Source organism: Nostoc edaphicum CCNP1411, assembly GCF_014023275.1.
Taxonomy (GTDB): Bacteria; Cyanobacteriota; Cyanobacteriia; order Cyanobacteriales; family Nostocaceae; genus Nostoc; species Nostoc edaphicum_A.
Map to the genome: position 1 here is coordinate 4,287,584 of NZ_CP054698.1, position 20,957 is coordinate 4,308,540.

Sequence of the window (20,957 nt, forward strand, 5' to 3'; positions counted from 1 at the left end):
TGCGTTTCTCTGGGGCGATCGTACTTTCTTCAAGCCAACCTATAAGATCAACGATCTGCTTGCAGCAGTGCTTTTCCAAGGAATACTCTACCGCGTTCTCTAATAATCATACTTTTAATCTAAAATCCAAAATCTAAAATTCACTCAGCATCCATCTAAGCGAGAATTTGCATTTATTACTTTGCCCTGATGCCCTATCTGGGTACATTTTAATTGTGATTCTAAAGCATCAATCTTTCGTAAAAGCGACACTCCCCACACTATAGAAATCACCAACTTGATAGTCATACCCACGAGCAAAAGTGTCACTATTGTGGCAGCTTTCTTTTGTTGAGCCAGCCTTTTTTGTTGTTCTGCAAGTCGTGCTTCGATTTCTTTAGCACGTTCAGCTTCTAAGGCTTGCTGCACTTCTCGTCGATCTAATTCTTCACTAGCAGCTAAAAATCGATAATCTAAGTTGCTTAAGCTTTTACCATGTGCCCAAGTTTGGGCATCAATCAAAGCTTGTCCGCGCAATAGGCGAGATTTATCCTTTTCCTCTGAGGCTACCCATGCATTGAAGGTTTCGTAGTAGGGACGCAAGTAAGCTAATTTTTTTCCAACCCATTCTAAATTGAAAACTTCTTGATAAATTCGGTTTTTGATTTGAAGAAAACCTTGCTTTTTGATCGCCAAACCAGACAGCAACAGTTCTACCTGTTCTCGACTATCGTCGGCTGGTACTTTTACTCCTTGGAGAATTTGCTGATAAATTCCTAGCAATCTGGCGGCAAATTGTTCGTTTCTGAGGATGCGATCGCGAATGGTTCGCAAATGCTCCGGTTCATCTTGCGATTCCCATTTCTCGATTATGTACGATCGCACCACATTTTCTATCCAAAATTCTTCTGTGCCAGGGGGAATTTTGAGCTTTCTACCCGTATCATCTTGAGATAAACTTACAAGTAGCCGACACAGTTTTTGGGTAAGAAATGGTTGTCCTTCTGTCCAACCTAATACTTCTTTCAAAACTTTCTGGGGATGATTGTCTTTAATATCCAGTCCCAAAGATAGTGGTTGAGCTTCTTCAAAAGTAAAACCATTTATTTGGATGGTTTTACCAAGATTAAATGGGGTAGTATGATTTCGATCTAGAATTAAGTCTGAAGGTGTCGCCACACCAAAAATTGCAAATGTAATTCGATGATATTCTGGATCAATTGCTCGTTGATTATAACAGAATCGAATCAAGTTAAAAAAGTCATCAACAGAGAAATTTAGGCTGAGAATACTATCAATTTCGTCAATAAAAATAAATAGTCTTTCATTCGGAAACTTAGCTAATAGATTTTCCGAAATAAACCGACTGAGTTTCTGAACCAGAGAAATATCATTTTGTTCTTGCCACCAAGTTTTTAAATTGACTTTTCCTAACAGTTTGAAACTCAACCAGATGTCCCCGACAACTCCCTTATACCACTGTTCTGGTGTTATATTTTCACAACCAATATTAGTCATGTCAACGGTGGCACATTTAAAGCCTTCTTGTTGTAAGCGGTGCTTTGTTTTTACCATAAGTGAAGATTTACCCATTTGCCTACAGCTGAGGATGTAACAAAATTCACCCTGTTTCAAGGCTTCGTAAAGTTCCACATCTGCTCTGCGCTCAACATAGCTAGGAGCGTCACTGGTAAGCGTGCCACCAACTTGGTATCGATAATTGTTCATTTAATTTATTTTAAATTCGTTCTATATCTAAATCAAAAAACTTGTCTTGGAACAGTTGATAAAATTCATATAACAAAGTTCGTAGTAAGGACTTTAGTCCTTCTTTATATAAGCAGTAAAATATAAGCACTAAAGTGCTTACTACCAACCATTATTTTGCTTACCAAACTGTTGGCTAAAATAAAGACGATATAACTCACACATGGCGCTAGCTTGATTGCCATTGAGTTGAACCAAACCCATGCTTTCTAGCTTATAAGCAGCGATCGCGTCTAACTCCACTTTTTCATCTGTTGCAATTACCTGTTGCATAGCTGACATTAATTCTGACTCTTTTTGCAGTAAGCTCAACAGTTCTCGTAAATGCTGACCGTAAATTCCTACTGGTGTAGATGCATTTTCTAGTAACACTTCCAGCGTCATTTCACCTTGACATAAATGATAAAATGCAAGGCTCACTAAATAGGGATGTCCTCCTACCATTGCTTGTAGGGGTGCAAGGCGTTTTGCACCTTCGCAGTCTGCTGCACAATTTAGTCCATAACGTAATGCTAAATTCTGTATCTGTTTGAGGGTAAATGGCGGCAGTGTAATTGTTATCCCTACATTGAAAGGTGATTGGTTGAGCTTGAGCGGAATATAAATTTCTGTTGTGTGAACCACCACCATCCGCAGTTTTTGCCAAGTTTGATCTTGCTTTGCTTGTTCATGCCAAAATCGCAGCATTGGCAGAAAATCTTGGGCAATATTGGGATGTTCAAAAACCCGATGGACTTCATTCAAAGCCAAAACGACAGGACTATCATGAATATATTGCAAAAGATATGCTTCAAAATAGATTTTGCAGCTTACCTTGCTGCCCATTTCCGTATCCCAAAAATCATCGAGACAGGGAAGGAGATTTAACTGCCTACTGACATTGACACAAAACCAACGCAAAAATTTATCCAGGGAAGCAAAAACGTCTTGATCAGCTTCTTGAAAGTCCAAATAGACAATTTGATAATCTTGCTCCCTAGCATAAGCAATCATCCGATTGAGCAGGGAACTTTTTCCGGTTTTTCTAGGTGCTTTGATCCGGATTAAGCAACCAGGGTGTAAAATCTCGTTACAAACAAGTTCTTCCAGGGGAGGGCGATTGATGTAAAGAGGAGAACCCAGTGCTACAGGGCCGCTAGGAAATTCTATCTTGTTTGCTGAAAAAAAGTCTGGAGAAACCATTTCTAAGTTAGATTCTTCGCCGAACTTTTGTTGGATCTGATTTTCCGGATCAGCTATCTCGTATTCCAGGTGTTTTTTCAAGGCTAAATGCAAATTTTTTTTCGTTACTCTTTTTCCAAGTGCAATGGAAAGGTCTTGCCATAACTCAGAGCCAACTTCCTTGATGTAATTGTTACCATAGCCTGATGCCTCTGCCATTTCACCGTAAGTTTTGCCCAACCATGATTGATAGAGCACAAACCACTGAATTGAACCGAGAGGCTTGTCTTGCAGAATTTTTTTTACAGATTGTAGAAGCTCATCCACAGCGTATAAATTGTTAAACAGCTAGGAAATTTACTTATACTTTTTTGACTAGTAATAATATACATCTGAATACATCTGAAAAAATACTTGAAAACAGAAAAGCTGAAAATTGCATTGATACAATTTTTAGCTTTATCAATACATGACAATAATTACTATATTTATATATTTTTTGGAATATTATTTGTATAATTATATATTTTTCTTTTAAAAATTAGTCAATTTTACTTGGAGTACGAGGTTAGTGCAGCCTAATACAGCTTTGAAAAGCTGGTGATAATCATAGCTCACTGGTGTGAGATCCTAGAGACAGTCAATGGAGTCCGAACAGAATGGAACAACATCAGAAGCCAACGGTTGTAATTACGGGTGCCTCTTCGGGGGTGGGTCTGTATGCTGCAAAAGCTCTTGCTGAAAGGGGATGGTATGTGGTGCTGGCCTGTCGGGATTTAGCAAAGGCACAAAAAGCTGCCCAAGCTGTGGAAATCCCTTACAACAGTTATACCAGTATACATATCGACCTTGGCTCCTTGGAAAGTGTTCGCCAGTTTGTGAAAAACTTCCGAGCCAGTGGAAAGTCTCTAGATGCTTTGGTATGCAACGCCGCAATTTATATGCCCTTAATTAAGGAGCCGTTACGCAGTCCAGAAGGTTACGAATTAACTGTCACTACCAATCATCTGGGTCATTTCCTCTTATGCAACCTGATGCTAGAGGATCTGAAGAAGTCATCTTTAGAGCCAAGGCTGGTTATTTTAGGAACCGTCACACACAATCCAGACGAACTGGGTGGGAAGATTCCACCCCGTCCCGATTTGGGCGAACTAAATGGCTTTGCAGAAGGGTTTAAAGAGCCGATCGCAATGATTGATGGCAAGAAATTTGAGCCAGTCAAAGCTTACAAGGACAGTAAGGTTTGCAACGTGCTAACTATGCGGGAACTGCATGAGCGCTATCACGAGTCAACCGGTATCGTCTTCAATTCTCTCTATCCGGGATGTGTTGCAGAAACGCCGCTATTTAGAAACCACTATCCCCTGTTTCAGAAAATCTTCCCCTTATTCCAGAAGTACATCACTGGAGGATATGTGTCTCAGGAGTTGGCGGGAGAACGGGTTGCAGATGTGGTTGCCGATCTTGAGTATAATCAATCCGGTGTCTATTGGAGTTGGGGAAATCGCCAGAAGAAAGATGGCAAGTCTTTCGTGCAAAAAGTCTCTCCTCAAGCCCGCGATGACGACAAAGGCGATCGCATGTGGGAACTAAGCGCAAAATTGGTTGGGCTTGCGTGATGACACAGGACTTGGTGTTACCTTGTGCATGATTTATCGATTCATCAATCCACTTTTTTGAATTGGCATCATGTACAAGTAAAGAATAGTTGAGGTGATTATTTAAGTCACCTCTGACTTTATTGGTAGATTTATTTAACTGGTTGCCAGAAAATTTAAAATATGTGGGCTTTTCTAGAAAGTAGAAAAGTAGGAAATAGTGTCTTATTTATTGAGTTGGTAATTAATCAAAACAGAATTCAGGAGTCAGGAGCCAGAATTCAGAATGAATTTTTTGCGACTGGCGGATGAATCAAGCAAGGGTGTTTTTGCACCCCCACTAAATCGAAGATTTAGTGGTCAACAAGACAGTGGCGGGTCTGAATCCCCCACTGATTGATTCTGACTCCTGAATTCTGACCTCTGAATTCTTCTTCAATTATTGAGGCTTTTCATTCCCTACTCTTGACTTATACTTATAAAAAATGTATAATTCATCTCGAATAGAAGGGGAGTAGCTGCTGGCAAAAAAACTTGAAAGCCAGTACATCTGAATCAACATACTGGCGATGAGCCTGGTTCAGATGGCAAGTAATCAAATATTTGAAAGCGAGACCTTCACTAAGTTCACACCGAAAAGTGTAAACTTGGTGAGGTCTTTTGGTTCTCATCAAGCTTCACATCGGTAAACGATTCTTCAGGAGCTTGAGAGAGTGTTAACAGCTTTTACCGCAGGTTTATTACTAATTACAGTTTCAGAACTAGGCGATAAAACATTTTTTATTGCTGTGATTTTGGCAATGCACCACCCGCGGCGGCTGGTATTTATAGGTGCGACATCTGCTTTAGCGGCGATGACAATCCTTTCGGTGCTATTTGGACAAGTGGTGTCTTTGTTGCCAAAAGTTTATATTCATTACGCTGAAATAGCTTTATTTATTGCCTTTGGTATCAAGCTGCTGTATGACGCTAGTAAGATGTCCGCTGCTGCTTGTGATACGGAAGTTGTAGAAGAAGCCGAAGCTGCGGTGAAAAAAGCAGATTTGCAGTTACCAAAGCAAAAGACTTCCTTGGCAATTATCATAGAAGCCTTTGTTTTGACATTTATGGCAGAGTGGGGCGATCGCACCCAAATTGCCACGATTGCCCTAGCAGCAGGTAATAATCCAATTGGAGTGACAATAGGTGCAATTTTAGGACATGCCATTTGTGCTGCGATCGCAGTTATCGGCGGCAAAATGATAGCCGGACGCATTTCTGAGCGTCAGATCACCTTTATTGGCGGATGCCTGTTTTTAGTCTTTGGTGTCCTCGCTGCCATTGAGGGAGCGTAAGGGGAAGAAGTCGGGGAGCAGGGAGCAGGGAGCAGGGGAGAAGAATTAATAACCGCCCCTCAAGAGTGCTGAGTCATGAGTGCTGAGTGCTGAGTGGGGCATATCACTTTTTTACTCAGAACTCAGAACTCGGAACTCGGAACTGTTTTGCCCAATGCCCAATGCCCAATGCCCCACATCCATTACTTAGGCGTACTTTCCGGCGAAGGTGCGGGAGATTGAGCCGGATTAGGCGTGGAGGAAGCCGTTGCCGCCTTTTTAATTCCGTCTTTGTACTGAGCAGGTGCTAAAGCTGCGGCACTATCAAACAAAGGTTTTGCATCTGCGTCTTTGCCCTGTTCTTTCAGGAGCATTGCTTTTGCCACAACGGGGCGAAAATCCTTGGGATCTTTCTTAATTGCCTGGTCATAAACAGAGCTAGCTTGAGCGTAGCGTTTCTGGGAAGCGTGAACAGAACCTAATAATACCTGCACCGCTACTGTATCAATACTTCCAGGTTGAATTGTATTTGCTTGGGCTGCGTTAGAGAGGGTTTCTTGCAACAAACCAATGGCTGCTTCGGGGCGTTGCTGACTGATCAACAGAGCCACCATTCCTTGCAAAGCCTTCAAATCGCCCGGTTTCGTGGACAAAATCGAACGATAAGCTTGAGCGGCTCCTTCGCGATCGCCAATTTGCTGTTTGGCTTGAGCCAGTAGCACTGAATATTCTGACTGTTCGGGATTCAGCTTCGCTAGCTTTTCTAGGGGTTCAATAACGACTTGGATATCAGCTGGTTTAACCTCACTTTTATCTTTTTGACTCAGTAGTTGCAGCCGCGCCTTTAATAGTCCCTCAAGCGCAGTCTGATTTTCTGGTTCCCTTTGCAAAACCTGTTCATAACCCCGTACTACGTCTTCCAATTTTGATTTTTGGTCAGCGGAGGGCAAACTGTCTCTGGTGCTAGCGGTATTCTGGCTTGAGGGTGGCGTATTATTAAATGCTCCAATTATAGGAATCACCGAAACACCCACAAAAGCAAGAATTGCCACTGCCAAGACGACTCGAACTATCCAACGATTGCGCGGTTGAGACACAGTTTTGTCTTTCTCCTGAATTTTAATGACATTATCATTTACACAAATCGTAAAGTTAAAAATTTCCAAAACTTTGCGGAATACCGCCAATTGCCTGTGAATTTTATAACAATTAACTATCTACACTGCTAAAGTAAGTGATGACTTTAGGAGGAGCCGTCAGAATTGTAGCTATGATATGCTTCCGAAACTAGTGTAAAGGCGCTAAATTACACATTTAGTGTTTATACACTAAATTTAGCGCCTTTAGGATTGTGTAGAGTAACCTAGTGTGACTTTGTTAAAAGCCAATATACTTTCATCAGTCGCACAAATGCTCTTTCCAGCTGCCTTTGTAAAATCCCACAATGGGATGTGTCTCCGCCGCAAGGAGTTTTTATGAATTCCGACCTGATGCCGTTGCCTGAATCCTCCAATTCTTCTGCCTCTAACCAGGGCCCAACTAACGTAGAGGCAGCCGCTAATGTTCATATAGCAGCCCAGTCCTCTAAACCTGAAAATTTGCCTGTCAAACCCAGCGAGACTGACTCCAATGATGGGTTCGCCAACCGACAGCAACCGATTCCGCCTCCCAGCGAACCGATGCAGTACCGAGCAATCGGGTTAGTCCGGGGTCGATATCATGCTAGCAGCGAACAATTTACTCAAGGTACGCTGCTGACCACAGATGGTGTAGAACTCAATGCCGTCCTCCTAGGGCGGATTATGAGCTTAGTCAAGAATCACCTAGACTTAGAAAAAGAACACTTGTGGGTAGTATATCCACGTACAAGACAAGAAAATGATACCTTGCATATTCAAATCGTCGGAGTTTGGGAGCCAGAAAATCTGGCTAAAAACTCAACAGATGAGGACGAGTCAGATTTTGAGTTGCAAGAGTTACAGAAACCCGATGATGGCTTATCCGAAAACTCTGAATTAAGTACAATTGCTCTGAAACCCTCATCAGAAGTTGTAGATGGTGGTTTTTCTGTTCGTGGTGAAGTGGTATACCAGTCTTTTGATGCTAAAAGCTTGGTAGTCAAAATTAGGCAGGCTCCACGCAAATCAACTGATAAACCCAAATATTTTAAGTTGAAATTGAGGGGTGTGCTGACCACCAAAGCAGTAGGAAAATTCTGGGACTTCCAAGCCAAACGGGAAGCTGACGTTTTGGTAGTAGAAAAAGCTGAGGCGATCGCTGACTTGCCCAAAAAACGCAGACCACCATTCAAAGGTGGGCCTCGTGCTGGCGGTGGTGGTGGTGCTGGTGGTAGAAAACCATTCCCCCCCAGACGCAGTGGTGAAACCCCTCGTCCTATCAAAAAAACAGGCGCAGGCAGCGACACCTCTGTGGTGTCAAAACCTATCCCAAGAACACCTGCTCCTAAACCCATCAAGCGACCAAAACCAACTCAAGAGTAAGGGTATAGGGCATAGGGCATGGGGCATTGAAAAGAGGCAGAGGGACGGGGGGCAGAGGGGAAAACTTTTCTCCCTTGCTCCCTGCTCCCTTGCTTCTTCCCCAGTCCCCGACATCAAAAATCCGTCCGACGGTCTTGGGGTAGAAAAGATCGCTCCATCGGAATTGGGGAAACTGGTTCTGTGAGGGTAAACGTACCTGCTTCGATCCACTTTTTCAACTCTAGAGCGACTTGCCTAGAAAAAAACAAACTCGCTAAGGGGGCAGAGCGTACTGCTTTGCCCTCAATGGTGATCCGCCCAGATTTGAGTTGGGCGTAACTCACCAAACCAAAGGTGGGACGGACGCGCCGGGGAATGGAAAAATCCACTATTGGGGCTACCAAGTCTTGATCTTGGACGGCACAGTGTTCAACTACTTGTTCATTTAATACAGGGAGTGGGACACCAACGCCTAACATCAATGAGGGCCCATAACTTTTGAAATAACACCCCCGCACCCAATGAGCATCCATTTGCTTGGCATCACCAATTAAAGCTAAAGTGGCAGAAGGCCCAATCGGTGTACGATTAGCTAAACGCTTTTGTAAGGGGAAGTGCTGAGTGCCTTCCCAAGCGACATATCCAATACCGCCACCTAAAAAAATTCGAGTACCTATACCAACGAGTTGCAAATCGGGATCGTTGAGTAAGGGGGAAATAGCACCGGGGTTAGAATAAACGGCATTTCCCAGACGCGGTTGTAAAGGGCCGAGATAGGTGAAGAGGGGGCGATCGCCACCATTTACACCAACAATAAAATTTTGATAAAGATTGCGCGGATTGAATAAATAAAACTGATTAATTGTGTCACTGGTAATGGTAGTTTCAAAATTTGCTCTGGGATAACAATCTGTTACTTGTCCTTGCGCTTTTACGTGTATAGATTTACCAGCAATCAAATCTTCGATTACATGACCGCCGCCGCGTTCTCGGACTTCTTCCCCGTCCGTCGTCTCTACAGCAGAACTCACACCCAAATATAAATCTACTGCCCCAAAACCAGAGTATGCTGGTACACCATCTAACCAGCAGCGGCGAATTTTTATCGGGGGGTCAGTGTGTCCCAGATTGATAATTGCACCACTTGATTCCATTGGCTCAAAAGTGCCAGTGGTAATTACATCAACTTCTTTAGCAGCTTTAGTAACACCGATTTCTACAACTCGTGCTTTTAATTCTTCAGTTGTCAACACTACCGCACGTTGGCGGCTGATTTTCTCGTTAATTTCTGCAATTGTTCGCATCTTATCAGTGCTAGGGCTTCCTGGTGAATGGTGAATAGGGAAAAGAAAGTTTCATTGCTCCTTGTGAGCGCAGATTATGGTGACTCTTACATAATTTCGTCTCGAAATGTTGTCGCTAATCTCTGCGCGACAGCTTAACACCCTGGATAGGGTTCAAATTCCCCAAAAACAATTCAAGTATTGCAAAGTCCAAATCATATATTTATTTTTTGGGGCAAGCTAGCTATGTCCAAAATGTTCTTTCTATCTACGTAAATTTACTATAAACAAAGCCTTGCATTATCAATCAAATGTATGTATGGTTAGGATTGATTAGACTTACTGGACTTAAATAATTTTACGTCAGCCGAAAGAAACATTTCTGGCTGTGGTAAAGCATTCTAAACCAAATAGTCAATCGCAAAGTGGGAGCTAAAAGCAGATGCTATGGTGAAGCTGCTTTCTGGCGAACTTATCCTGACTTATACCCTCTCAAAGCAATTCTACTTGTTGCTATTGATTTTATTGCTACATTTCACCCAATAATAAATTGAGTAAGAGGCAATGACTACTTCTGAATTAACTAATTTTGAGCAAAAAAACCGAAGTAAGGTTTCTAATAGGGTTGAAAATTTATCCTCACCATCAGATGAAAAAAAGTTGTTTAACTTGAAGGTGATTGAGTATTTATTACTCGCAGCTTTTGTCTCTGCTGGACTCCTTATTATTTTTCTTTCAGATGATAAAACAGTTGTAATTTCTGGAGCGGTATCTCTAACTTTTTTGCTTTTTTTGTTGCTCATCAATAGACAAGTATTTCAGAACTATAAGAAGGCCGCTTATCAGTCTGAACTCACCAAAAAAGCTGAACTCTATAGTTATCTATTGACCAATCCTAATTCCTGGGATAAAGATACGCTGACTTTGACAAGAGGAAAGGCTTTACAATACAGCCAAGATTTGATTGACGATTATAAAAGAATTAGGGGTATATCAAGAAACCTTTACTATAGTTTGCAAATTGCGACAGTGATTTTGTCAGGAGTCACACCAATTTTAGTTCTGGTAGACAAATTAGAAGCAGGACAAGCTTGGCTCAAGTGGCTACCCGTGCTTTGCCCTGCGATTGCTTCTATAGTCGCTAGTATAGTTACCTCTTTTCCTTTTCAGAAGAATTCGCTTGCTGCTAATACAGCCGTTGAATTATTAGAAGCTGAACAAGAGAAATTTATATTGGGCGTGACTCCGCCTTATCGTTGCTATGATGTGTCCGATGAAAGCCAACAGCAACAAAAGGCAAGTCAGGCATTAGAATACTTTATTGTTCAAGTGAATAATATTCATCTCAACCAATTGCAACAGACTAGTGAGACGCAATCAGAGAAGACAGAATCAGCTTCATCGAATGAGTCAAACAAACCAGGAACAGAGGTAACGAAGCAGAAGGATAGTTGATGAACTGATTACCGTCACGAATCAGTCAATTAATTTTGAATTTTGCATTTTAAATTGAGCCGTGTTGCAAAATCCCCGACCTCTTAAAAAAGTCGGGGATTTTGTTGTTCACGAATAATTTTAAATGGCTAGATAATCGAGTGACTAATCTTCTTGTTTCAAGATATCATCATCAATCGACGGCTTCTCATTAATATCTGAATTTTCTGATGTCCAATTATCATCTGCTCCAGGAGATTCAGAAACTATGACAAACTCAGTTTCCTTTCTATGATTATTCCCCCATTCATCTAAAACATCTTTAATCAACACTTCTTGCAACCAAATCTTAGCGACAACAGTTAGAGGTAGCGCCAGAAATAATCCTAAAAATCCAAAGAAAGTCACGAAAAATAGTTGGGCAATTAAGGTTACAGCTGGCAGCAAAGAAACTTGCTGTGCCATCACAATTGGGGTGATAAAACTGCTCTCAACCTGTTGAATAACAACGTACAGAATCAAGACAGCAACAACTTTCCAGGGGTCATCTAATAGTGCGATCGCCATTGCTGGCACTACACTCATCGTTGGACCAAGGTTGGGAATTAAATTCAAAAATCCTGCCAAAATTGCTAAAGCTAGTGCTGCCTTTATACCCAAAACTGATAAGCCAACTAGACTCATCAGCGCCACTACAAACATGGCGATGAAAGCGCCTGTAATCCATCCACCCAAAGAGACTTCGCATTTATTTAAAATCCCTTCTACCCGCCGCCGATAAAATGAGGGGAAAAGCCGTATAAAGACTTTGCGGTAAGCTAGTGGATCGACTAAGATCATTCCTGTTAAAACCAACACTAGCAAAATCTTGAGGACTACTTCCAAAGAGCCAGATACAAAGGCGAAGGAGTTTCCCAGTACCCGATTCACGAAAGGCTGTGCTTGTTGGATGAGGCTATTGATATCTGGAATGTAAGGAACTAACTCATCAGGAATACGAGTTCTCAGGGCGTCAAGCCAACCATTAAAGCGCTCAAACCCTTTAGGAACCTGATTAGTTAGTTCTTGAAATTGCTGTGCAAATGGCGGCACAATTAACCAGAAAAAACCCACGACGCCGGCCAAAAAGATAGCTACTGCTAGGAGGACGGCGAATCCACGTTTCATCCCAAAGCTTTGGAAGCGTTTCGCTAGCCGATTTAAGGTGGTGGCTAAGACAACTGCGGCAAACATTAGCAAAAGCACTTCCCGAATTTGCCACAGGATGTATAAAGAAAGAACTATGGCGATTAAGCCGATCCATTGACCGAGGTTCACAGGCTGACTCCCAACGGTTGGCGAGATGCAATTTTCTTGTAATTCAGCTAGGTTAGCTGATTTTAGTAACTTGTGTGTAGATGATTTGAGTTAATTTTGTTTCTGGGCTTGGAATCGCCACAGTAGTGCGATCGCCATTATTACAATCGGCAACAATACTATAATTAGCGCGTTGGTTGCTGTCACCGGAATTGATAGACTTGGCCCTGCATACTTAATCAATACCGATAACAAAGCCGAGAGTAAAAGCAGTTTTAGAACCAATCCTAGTTGATTTTCCATAAAATTACGGCATACAAATTTTTATGGTACACACGAATCTGCGTTGTACCGCCCAGTTTCTACAATAAACCTACAGATACAATCCTTTCCAACTTTTTCTAGGCAACCTTGCGGAATGCTTTTTTACGTCAAACTCAGCCAGCCAAAAACCTGTTCTACAGTTAGTTCTAATTCGATACCCTCAAGGATGGGTAATTTATCAGCACTTTCGTATAATTCCACTCGCTGTCCAGGAAAAATCCCCAGCACACTTTCGTCTTCAGGGTTAATTAACCAGCCGAGTTCAGTATCATTGCGCGAACAATGCAATAATTTACTCAACACTTTTTTTAACTTTTGGTCTGGAGAAAGAATCTCAATTGCCCAGTCGGGATGTATTTCAAAGCGATTAACAATTCTGCCAGATGGAGTTTTAGGAATTCTATCCCAGCGAAACACAGACACATCAGGGACGATAGAAGCGCCGCCAAAGGTACAGCGCAGTTCTGGGAAAGCCAAGGCAATTTTTTGACTTTTAGCTATGCCGTTAATTGTTTCGCAAAGAGTAGCTTGGAGCAAGCTATGTTCACCTTGAGGCATTGGTTTTTGAATGATTTCCCTGTTGATAAAATCTGATGCTGGTTCAGTTTCCGGCAGTTTAAGGAACTCGTCTAAAGTTAGTTGGGGTTGAGTTGCGATCGCCATAAGCAAATAGCATAGAGGGGATAATTTTATTATGGGCGTGCGATCGCCTAATACAGTTCGGTTAAGGCAAGAAACGCGATAAATCGGCGTCTTGACAATAATCAGTCCTTTGTAGAGACGCCGATTTATCGCGTCTTTGTCTAATTACGAATTAGCCTAGCCCTCAACCTGTCGCAGTTCCTCCAACTCCTCTGGCGTGAGGGGATTATTTCCTGACTTCAGTGCTTCTATCCAGCGTAGCCGTCGCCACTTCACATAGTTTGAGTAATCAAGTGCGCCACTGTCTACAACAGCTTGAAAGTCTTCTAATGCCCCTACCAAGTCGCCAGTCAAAACTCTAGCAAGCCCCCGACTATTTTGATAGTTTTTATTGTCAGGGTCTAGAGTAACTGCTTTTTCACCAAAGCGGAGAACAGCTTTAGCATAACCGTGTAAACAACCAACCCAGCAAATGCTATTCCAAAAGCCAGCAGAGTTACTCAAACTACGGTCAAAAATTTGGGCTTTCTTGAAAGCTTCTTGTGCTTCTTGAATTTTGCCTTCTCTCACCCAACTGATGCCCTGACTCAAGGAAACCGCAGCCGCAAAAGCTTTGTCTTGGGCTAACTCTAGAGATACACCTACTACTTGATGTAGATCCCTGGCATTGAGCCACTTTGTATCACTGTTCCATACAACTGCTTCTAGGTCGGCACCCCTGAGGTCGGCATCCCTGAGGTCGGCATCCCTGAGGTACGCACTCCTGAGGTAGGCATCGCTAAGGTCGGCATCACTGAGGTCGGCACCTCTAAGGTACGCACCCCTGAGGTCAGTATCGCTGAGGTCGGCACCCCTGACGTAGGCATCCCTGAGGTTAGTACCCCTGAGGTTAGCATCGCTGAGGTCGGCACCACTGAGGTCGGCATCGCTGAGGTCGGCACCCCTGAGGTTAACATCGTTGAGATAAGCACCACTGAGGTAGGCACCACTGAGGTAGGCATCGTTGAGGTACGCACTGCTGAGGTTGGCATTGCCAAGGTTAGCACCGCTGAGGTAGGCACCCCTGAGGTTGGCACCGCTGAGGTTGGTATCCCTGAGGTCAGCACCCCTGAGGTCGGCACCCCTGAGGTAAGCATTGCCAAGGTTAGCACCGCTAAGAAATAATCCTAAGTTATTGTTAAAGGCATAAATGCTCAAGCAGTGACTATAGCCGATAATTCTGAGCAAGCGTTCTGAGTCAAATTGATCAGTATCAGGTTTACCGCAGGGGTGAAAGCTGATTTTATCTTTTAGGTCGTCTCTTGTTTGGGCATAGCGATGCAACTCTAACAGAACAATCATCATATTCAGCCCTGTAGACACATCTACCTGACGCAATCCCAGGTGATTTTCTCGCTCTGGTAATTGCTCTCGCAATTGTTTTTTCTTGATCTGAGGCAGGTTTACATCGTCTGCATCAATAAATTCTCCATCGCACCAACGGAAGTAGGATTGCTCTAATCTTTGGAACAGTCTACACAAGCGTTCTAGGTCATGAAATTCTGAACCCTCAGCCAACAACCCCATCAAATATTCCACAATTTCAGGCGTTAAATTGCCATAGCCCAATAAATCGTAAATCTGCCAATCCATTACGGCTGTGCTAACCAAGTCTTCTTCGCGCTGACGCTTGCTTACCTTCGTTGTCCAATCCACAAAGCTTTCTAGTAAACGTTCCGCGAATAAGAACTCGCTAAAACTCTTGTGAACAAACTCAACGGAGCCGCCTTTATCGCCGGAAGCAGGTTTAATATAAAATGCCGTCAACAAATTATTGAGTAGCTTATCTTGTTGATTTTTTTCCGAGGCATTCTCCTGTCTGGCTTGCGGAATTAACTTTGCTGCTGGGTTGTTGCTATCTTTGAGCCGTGCTTCTAACATCGTCACTCTGGCAGATTCATTCCCAGACTGCACGACACACAAAGCGGCTTCGGTGAGAAACTGCCTTAAATCTTCGCTCTCAAATCCAGTCAAGCGGGAGTTATCATTCTGATTTTCAGTGTCACGCTGTTTTTCTAGTACCCACTTCACCGATTCATCATAGATGCGGATTTTTGCCTTAATAGCATCTGCGCCTGCAAACATTTGGACGTTGAGATGGTTCTCTCGGTGCATCCGCGCCAATAAATAAAGTAGTAAGGGTTCTCGTGCTAGTTTATTTTTGACTTCATTAGGGCAAGCCTGCAAAAATTCTTCAAACTCACTCTTGTTAACTTGAGCTGCAACTGCCCATTTATCCAGCCATGTTTGCCGAAGCGAGTCATCCATTGGCTGAAGTTCGACGCGCTTCAAGCTTTTAGTTTGTGAAAGCACGCGCTCAATTCCTTGCAGCGCTAAGGGACGACCAGTAATCAAAAACTGATGATGGCAAAAGCGGTCTTTTTGAAACTGTTCCACCTGTTCTAAAAATTCCTTCAAGCCGCCAGTTGCTCGTCCTTCTAGTAATAACTCATCAAAGCCATCCAGTAAAAATAAAAAGCGAGTATTTTTATCTGTCAGCCAGCCGGAATCACTGGTGACAAAATCAAAGAGTTGTAAATAGTTCTCTAAAGTATCAGTTAAGTTATCTTTTAAGACTCGCAAATCCCGCAACCGAATCAGAATTGGGGTAAAGCTGGGATGTAATTCTCGCCGTACCCAATCGGCAAACATCCGGCAAAAGACACTCTTACCACGTCCGGCTTCGCCCTGAATAAACAAAACTTGTTTGTGTTTCGGGTCTGGGTCATTCAGTATTGCCTTAACCCACGCTTCCAGTTCCGGACTTGCATTGTTTTTGCCATCTAGTTCTTTGACTTGCAAAGGTACATACAAATCCCGAAAGGTAATATCGGTTTCATCAAAAATCTTTTCTTCTGGCTTTGGTTTAATTACCTGTTCCAAATAATCTTCAATATTCAGATTTTTCTCTAGCTTTTGTTTGCCTCCAGCGCTGTACCATTTCCAAAGTTTGTCCGCTTTCTCTCCGACTTCTACCAATGCGTCTTGCATCTTGTCATCGGTGTGACGCGCTACCCGTTCAGTTAAGGTTTTTGCTTCTGTCTCGGATAATCCCGCTTCTTGCAAGCGTTGCTGTAAAATCTGATTAAATGATTCTGCTAGTTGAGATTCATGGAAATAGAGAATGGCTTTTTTGACTTCCCGCTCATCAAATTCTTGCTCACCTAATTTCTGAATCTGCAATGCTAAAGCATGAGACGCAGGAAGGTTTGGATCGATTTTATTCAGTAATTCGGAATCTTGTTTGAGAATATCCTGAAAGCTATCTATGTAGGCAGCCTGACTAACTAGTAGGACACAGTTTTCTAAACTTGGCTCTTTGTGGGTTGCATCAATAATGAACTTTAGGATAGTAATGGCGATGGGTGCAAAGGGAATTACTTCTTTGGTAATTTGACCGAGAGGAGAATTAAATACATCTAATAGCGATGAAATCTGTTCTAGATAAGGTTTGAGGTTTTGAACATTGGGTTTTTGCTCTTTAATGGCTTTTGCTAAATCAAGGACGGCTTTAGCAGCTTCGGCTCCAGTCTTTGTTACCTCTACGCCTTGTCCCCAGTTCAAATCCTGAATGTTTCGCAAAAACTTCCAGAGTTTCGTCATCGCCATAGACTATTCTCCAATACCATCAATTTGGTAAAAATGCGCCTGTATAGCGTTTATCGTTTGTATGCAAGAGATTTTGACCTCTCTCCAAACCTCTCTCCTTTTAGGAGAGAGGCTTTGAATCTTACTCCCCTTCCCTTGTAGGGAAGGGGTTGGGGGTTAGGTCTTTATTGCACTCAACTGAGAACCGCCATATTACTTAACTCAAATTCAACCAGCTAATAAACTTGTTTAACTGTCAGTTTTAACTCGGTATCAGTGAATGTAGGCAACTAATAAGCTATTGTATATAATTTCACTCGCTGCTTGGAAACGCTGTTAGCAGAGTTTTAAATTTCACGCAGAGGCGCAGAGAGTTTTGAGAGTTTTTTGTCTACGAGTATCAAAGACTCGTCAACGGGGATAAAAGGTGGATTCATCCAGTTCAAATACTCGTTGACGGAGCTAAAAGGTGGATTCATCCAGTTCAGATACTCGTCAACGGAGATAAAAGGTGGATTCATCCAGTTCAAATACTCGTCAACGGAGATAAAAGGTGGATTAATCCAGTTCAAATACTCGTCAACGGAGTTCAAAATGGATGAACAGACGCGATTAATCGCGTCTCTACTAACTTCGCTGCCAAATTTTAATAGTCTTATCCAAACTCCCACTAACCAACATCTCGCCGGAAGCTGTGAAGGCTAATGCTGTGACTATATTTCCATGACCTGTGAAGGTACCCAGCAATTCCCCGGTTTGGAGATGCCATAATTTGATGGTTTTATCAGCACTACCGCTAGCGATAATTTGACCATTGGGACTTAAAGCGATCGCATATACTCTATCTCTATGTCCTTTCAGAGTATGCAGTAACTCTCCAGTCTCCAATTGCCAAATTTTAATCGTTTGATCCCAGCTACCACTCACCAGCAGTTTACCATCTGCACTGATTGCTAAGGAACGAACGATGTGAGAATGACCCATGAGGGTGTGCAGTGGTTGTATGTCCTTTAAACTTTTGACCCCTGTCAAAAGTGATGTGCGCCAAACTTTGATTTTGCGATAGCTACCTGTAACCAGAGTTTCCCCATCTCGACTCAAAACTAGGGAATGAGCAGCTGTATCATCTAAAGAGAGTGCGATCGCAACCTGACGATGCATCAAATCCCAAAATAGAATTTTTCTATCATCTCCACCGGTAGCTAACATTCTGCCGTCTGGGGTGAAGGCAGCACACCGCACTACCCCATTATGTTTGTGTAAAATATCTATTAAGTCTAAAGCGCCTACGTGCCAAAGCTTAATTGTGGAGTCTGCACCGCAACTCACTAAAGTCTGTCCATCTGAACTAAAAGCCAGGGAATTCACTTCATCCACCAGCCCGGATATTACCCAAGGATACTCGGATAATGTCTCTATTAATTCACCCTTGCTTAAATCCCAGAGTTTCGTCTCTCCACGACTACCACTTGCCAATATGGGTAAGGCTTTGCCATTGTTACACCCGGAACTGAAAGCTAGGCAATTAATGCCTCTGTTGTGTCCTTGCAAAGTTTGCCAGCATTCCCAGTCGCCGATTATACCCTTAAGGCAATGCTCTGATGGTAGAGTCTGTATTGTAGCTGCGATCGCTCTCTCATTAATTACTGGCGATGTGTCATTTTTACCAATAAGTGATTCTAAATACCAACTCAATCCCCCTGCATACAACAAATTACTCGGAGTGATATAGAGTTTTGGTTCAGTAAATTCAAGTTGATTTGTCGGTAAAAAACCTGTTATTACACTTTGCTTCTCGTAACCTAATTTACCTGTAGATGGATAAAACAAACACAGAAAAATTAATACTTGGTGATTCTTCAAATCTTCTTGAGTAACCGACCATCTAATTTTGTCTTTCTTAATACCATTAAAACTTTCTCCATCAGCAACGTAAACTTGAACACTTAGCTGAGGATTATCTTTTAGTACATAAGAGAATTTGCTTTCGCCACACAAATTTCCCTCATCATCTAAAATCATGTTTTGCAAGGTATCTTGTGACACCTTTTTTAGCAATTTGCCCAAGCGTTCAGTTATTACCCGGTCAACAATATGCTCCCGTAAAAGATAATCTTCCGCTTGTCCTTGGAAGTATTTGGGAAAAGGTATTGTCCAGTCGGGAGGCTCAGGATATTCAGGCGGCGTCGGCGGCGGGTTTTTGGCGAGAACTTCTGCTTGTTGGCGAGAAAGTTCTTGGAGTCTAGCCAAAGGCTCGCCCCAAAAGGCCATAATCTCAGTGTGACAACCTTTGACTTGACTTTCTAGCAAAGATAAGTCATAAGTTTTAGGTTTTTTCACACGTTGAAGGAAGTCAGTTTGTTGAGCTTTGAGCAAGCTAATCCAATCCATCTGCATTCCTGCGGCAAACTATTGCATACCTACGGTAAGCTATACCAATGCAATTACTCAAGTTTATAACCTTAGTTAATTAAAAATTCAGTAATGTTAGCAGTCTAATAAAATACAACTATCGGCAGATGTTTCCGGGAAAGAGATAGATGGATAGCACTTAGACATTTCATGAACTGATGCAACTGAGATATATAAAATTAGATGATGTCTGTTAATTCTAACGGAGATGGACAAAGAGATACTGTTTCTAGGGAAACACTTCTAGCTGCAAAGGAAAGTTTGATGTGAGAGAGATTTCAAGGGTTACGGTAACGTGAAATCAACAAATACCCACACAAAAATAACCGAGTACAGCTTGGCGTAGTAAACTCCCCATTCCAAATCCATGAAACCCTTGCGGTACAGGAATTACGAATTACCGTAGCGCAGCGTTAGTGAGGAATGAACGTGATTACGAATTATTTTAACCTTTACGTTTTGGTTGTCTGGGTGTAGTACTTACATTAGAGGAGTCACCGAAAGTATCCCTTGCTTCGATCTGTTTAATTTTCATTTGCAGGTTCAAGTCATCACTGCTAACAATTGTTTCTAAATTCGCTAATCTCTGCTCTAACAGTTCTATTTGCTGTTGTTGCAAATAGTTAGTTTTTGATTTTTGCTCATCAGAACGCCAAACAGCAACTGTACCAACAGCTGCACCACCAATAGCAACTAAAGGAAGAATAACACCACTTCTAGTAACTGCTGACAGGGGGACGCAAACTCCGAGAATAGCTACTGTAATGACCCAAATTCTTGTAGTAGCAGATAATCTGACATCTTGGTATTGTTCCAGATTGGGTTGAGATTTTTTAGCCATAAGTAAATCTGTTGAAAAGTTATTTGCTACATTGGCAGAAATGTTTACTAAAATACTTCCTACAATTCATCTGTAATAGGCTGAGATAATTGCACTTTTGTCAAGAAGGTGCAGGAAAACGGAACTCTCTCCAGTTTGGAGACTTCTTCCTCATTTTTCCATATCCCTTGCAAGGGCTTGTTCCCAAATCGGTAGATCCTCCGGTCGGTCAACATCTGCTAAAGGCAACAAGTTTACATGTGATAAATTAAGTTTCTGGGCAATGTCCACAGTTTTCTGGAAAACTTGAGCAGTTCCCCACTCGATGTTAACGAATAATTCTGGGATAGGTTGGCACAAACCAATTAAGTAATATCCACCATCGATCGCAGGGCCAAGTACAAGATCAAAGGTGTGTAACTTCTCAAAGGCTGTTCCTAGAATCTGGGGATTCACTCCAGGACAATCTGTACCAATGATAATTACTTGTTCTGCACCAGATTGAAAGGCATCGAAAAGCGATCGCGCCATCCGCAAACCTAGATCCCCTTCACCTTGAGACTGGTAAACTAAATCCAAGCCCAGCCAGTCTTGCATGAGTTGCGAATCGCCACCTGCAAAACGCACTTCCACAGATATGTCAATGGCTTTTTGCAATTCTTGAACCTGAAATATTGTATGTTCTGTCATCTTGCGTTGAAGATTGGCAGCACCAACAGTTCCCAAAGCAGGTATCAGTCGGGTTTTTGTCTTACCTGGTTCTGGATAGCGAGTAAAAATAATCAGGTGTTGTTTTGCGTTTGCTGGTAAGTTCAGCACAC

At 42.4% G+C, this 20,957-nt stretch carries 16 protein-coding genes; 4 read left to right on the top strand and 12 right to left on the bottom strand.

The features are described from left to right. Positions 1-144 precede the first annotated feature (144 nt). A complete protein-coding gene (locus tag HUN01_RS20520; RefSeq protein ID WP_181927744.1) occupies positions 145-1,707 on the bottom strand; it encodes an AAA-like domain-containing protein in 1,563 nt (520 codons plus the stop codon). A 141-nt stretch (positions 1,708-1,848) separates the two neighbouring features. After that, positions 1,849-3,234 carry an AAA-like domain-containing protein gene (locus HUN01_RS20525; RefSeq protein WP_181927745.1) on the bottom strand — a complete coding sequence of 462 codons (1,386 nt, stop codon included), beginning with the start codon at positions 3,232-3,234 and terminating at the stop codon, positions 1,849-1,851. A gap of 332 nt (positions 3,235-3,566) precedes the next feature. Between HUN01_RS20525 and HUN01_RS20530 the strand changes: the two genes are divergently transcribed. Both HUN01_RS20530 and HUN01_RS20535 read left to right on the top strand, forming a co-directional pair. After that, positions 3,567-4,526, top strand: a complete 960-nt coding sequence (locus HUN01_RS20530; RefSeq protein WP_181927746.1) for a protochlorophyllide reductase — start codon at positions 3,567-3,569, stop codon at positions 4,524-4,526. 692 nt (positions 4,527-5,218) lie between these two features. Then, positions 5,219-5,839: a TMEM165/GDT1 family protein gene (locus tag HUN01_RS20535; protein ID WP_181927747.1), complete on the top strand. Its 621-nt coding sequence runs from the start codon at positions 5,219-5,221 to the stop codon at positions 5,837-5,839. Positions 5,840-6,021: 182 nt separating this feature from the next. Here the strand turns inward: HUN01_RS20535 and HUN01_RS20540 are convergent, their stop codons facing one another. Further along, the gene (locus tag HUN01_RS20540) at positions 6,022-6,915 is read right to left on the bottom strand and encodes a tetratricopeptide repeat protein (protein ID WP_181927748.1); all 894 of its coding nucleotides are present in this window, start codon (positions 6,913-6,915) and stop codon (positions 6,022-6,024) included. Positions 6,916-7,293: 378 nt separating this feature from the next. Here HUN01_RS20540 and HUN01_RS20545 point away from each other — a divergent pair, with 378 nt between their 5' ends. Beyond that, positions 7,294-8,319 carry a hypothetical protein gene (locus HUN01_RS20545; RefSeq protein ID WP_181927749.1) on the top strand — a complete coding sequence of 342 codons (1,026 nt, stop codon included), beginning with the start codon at positions 7,294-7,296 and terminating at the stop codon, positions 8,317-8,319. Between the two features lie 113 nt (positions 8,320-8,432). Here the strand turns inward: HUN01_RS20545 and HUN01_RS20550 are convergent, their stop codons facing one another. After that, the gene (locus HUN01_RS20550; protein ID WP_181927750.1) at positions 8,433-9,602 is read right to left on the bottom strand and encodes a homocysteine biosynthesis protein; all 1,170 of its coding nucleotides are present in this window, start codon (positions 9,600-9,602) and stop codon (positions 8,433-8,435) included. Between the two features lie 543 nt (positions 9,603-10,145). On the opposite strand from HUN01_RS20550, the gene HUN01_RS20555 reads away from it, so the two are divergent. Further along, positions 10,146-11,036 (top strand): DUF4231 domain-containing protein, encoded by an 891-nt coding sequence (locus HUN01_RS20555; protein ID WP_181927751.1) that lies wholly within the window; start codon positions 10,146-10,148, stop codon positions 11,034-11,036. Between the two features lie 144 nt (positions 11,037-11,180). Here HUN01_RS20555 and HUN01_RS20560 read toward each other — a convergent pair whose 3' ends face one another. The 8 genes from HUN01_RS20560 to HUN01_RS20595 all read right to left on the bottom strand — a co-directional run bounded on the left by HUN01_RS20560 (position 11,181) and on the right by HUN01_RS20595 (position 20,955). Next, on the bottom strand, positions 11,181-12,332 hold the full coding sequence (locus HUN01_RS20560) for an AI-2E family transporter (protein ID WP_181927752.1): 1,152 nt from the start codon (positions 12,330-12,332) through the stop codon (positions 11,181-11,183). 90 nt (positions 12,333-12,422) lie between these two features. After that, positions 12,423-12,614 carry a hypothetical protein gene (locus tag HUN01_RS20565; protein WP_181927753.1) on the bottom strand — a complete coding sequence of 64 codons (192 nt, stop codon included), beginning with the start codon at positions 12,612-12,614 and terminating at the stop codon, positions 12,423-12,425. 123 nt (positions 12,615-12,737) lie between these two features. Next, positions 12,738-13,298 carry a Uma2 family endonuclease gene (locus HUN01_RS20570; RefSeq protein WP_181927754.1) on the bottom strand — a complete coding sequence of 187 codons (561 nt, stop codon included), beginning with the start codon at positions 13,296-13,298 and terminating at the stop codon, positions 12,738-12,740. Between the two features lie 156 nt (positions 13,299-13,454). After that, on the bottom strand, positions 13,455-16,925 hold the full coding sequence (locus HUN01_RS20575) for a pentapeptide repeat-containing protein (RefSeq protein ID WP_181927755.1): 3,471 nt from the start codon (positions 16,923-16,925) through the stop codon (positions 13,455-13,457). A gap of 326 nt (positions 16,926-17,251) precedes the next feature. After that, complete coding sequence (locus HUN01_RS20580) at positions 17,252-17,497, bottom strand: hypothetical protein (RefSeq protein WP_181927756.1); 246 nt, start codon at positions 17,495-17,497, stop codon at positions 17,252-17,254. Positions 17,498-17,531: 34 nt separating this feature from the next. Further along, positions 17,532-19,301 carry a WD40 repeat domain-containing protein gene (locus HUN01_RS20585; protein WP_181927757.1) on the bottom strand — a complete coding sequence of 590 codons (1,770 nt, stop codon included), beginning with the start codon at positions 19,299-19,301 and terminating at the stop codon, positions 17,532-17,534. 460 nt (positions 19,302-19,761) lie between these two features. Continuing rightward, positions 19,762-20,157 carry a hypothetical protein gene (locus HUN01_RS20590; protein WP_181927758.1) on the bottom strand — a complete coding sequence of 132 codons (396 nt, stop codon included), beginning with the start codon at positions 20,155-20,157 and terminating at the stop codon, positions 19,762-19,764. A 150-nt stretch (positions 20,158-20,307) separates the two neighbouring features. After that, positions 20,308-20,955, bottom strand: coding sequence for a TIGR04282 family arsenosugar biosynthesis glycosyltransferase (locus HUN01_RS20595; protein WP_181927759.1), 648 nt, complete (start codon positions 20,953-20,955; stop codon positions 20,308-20,310). Positions 20,956-20,957 lie beyond the last annotated feature (2 nt).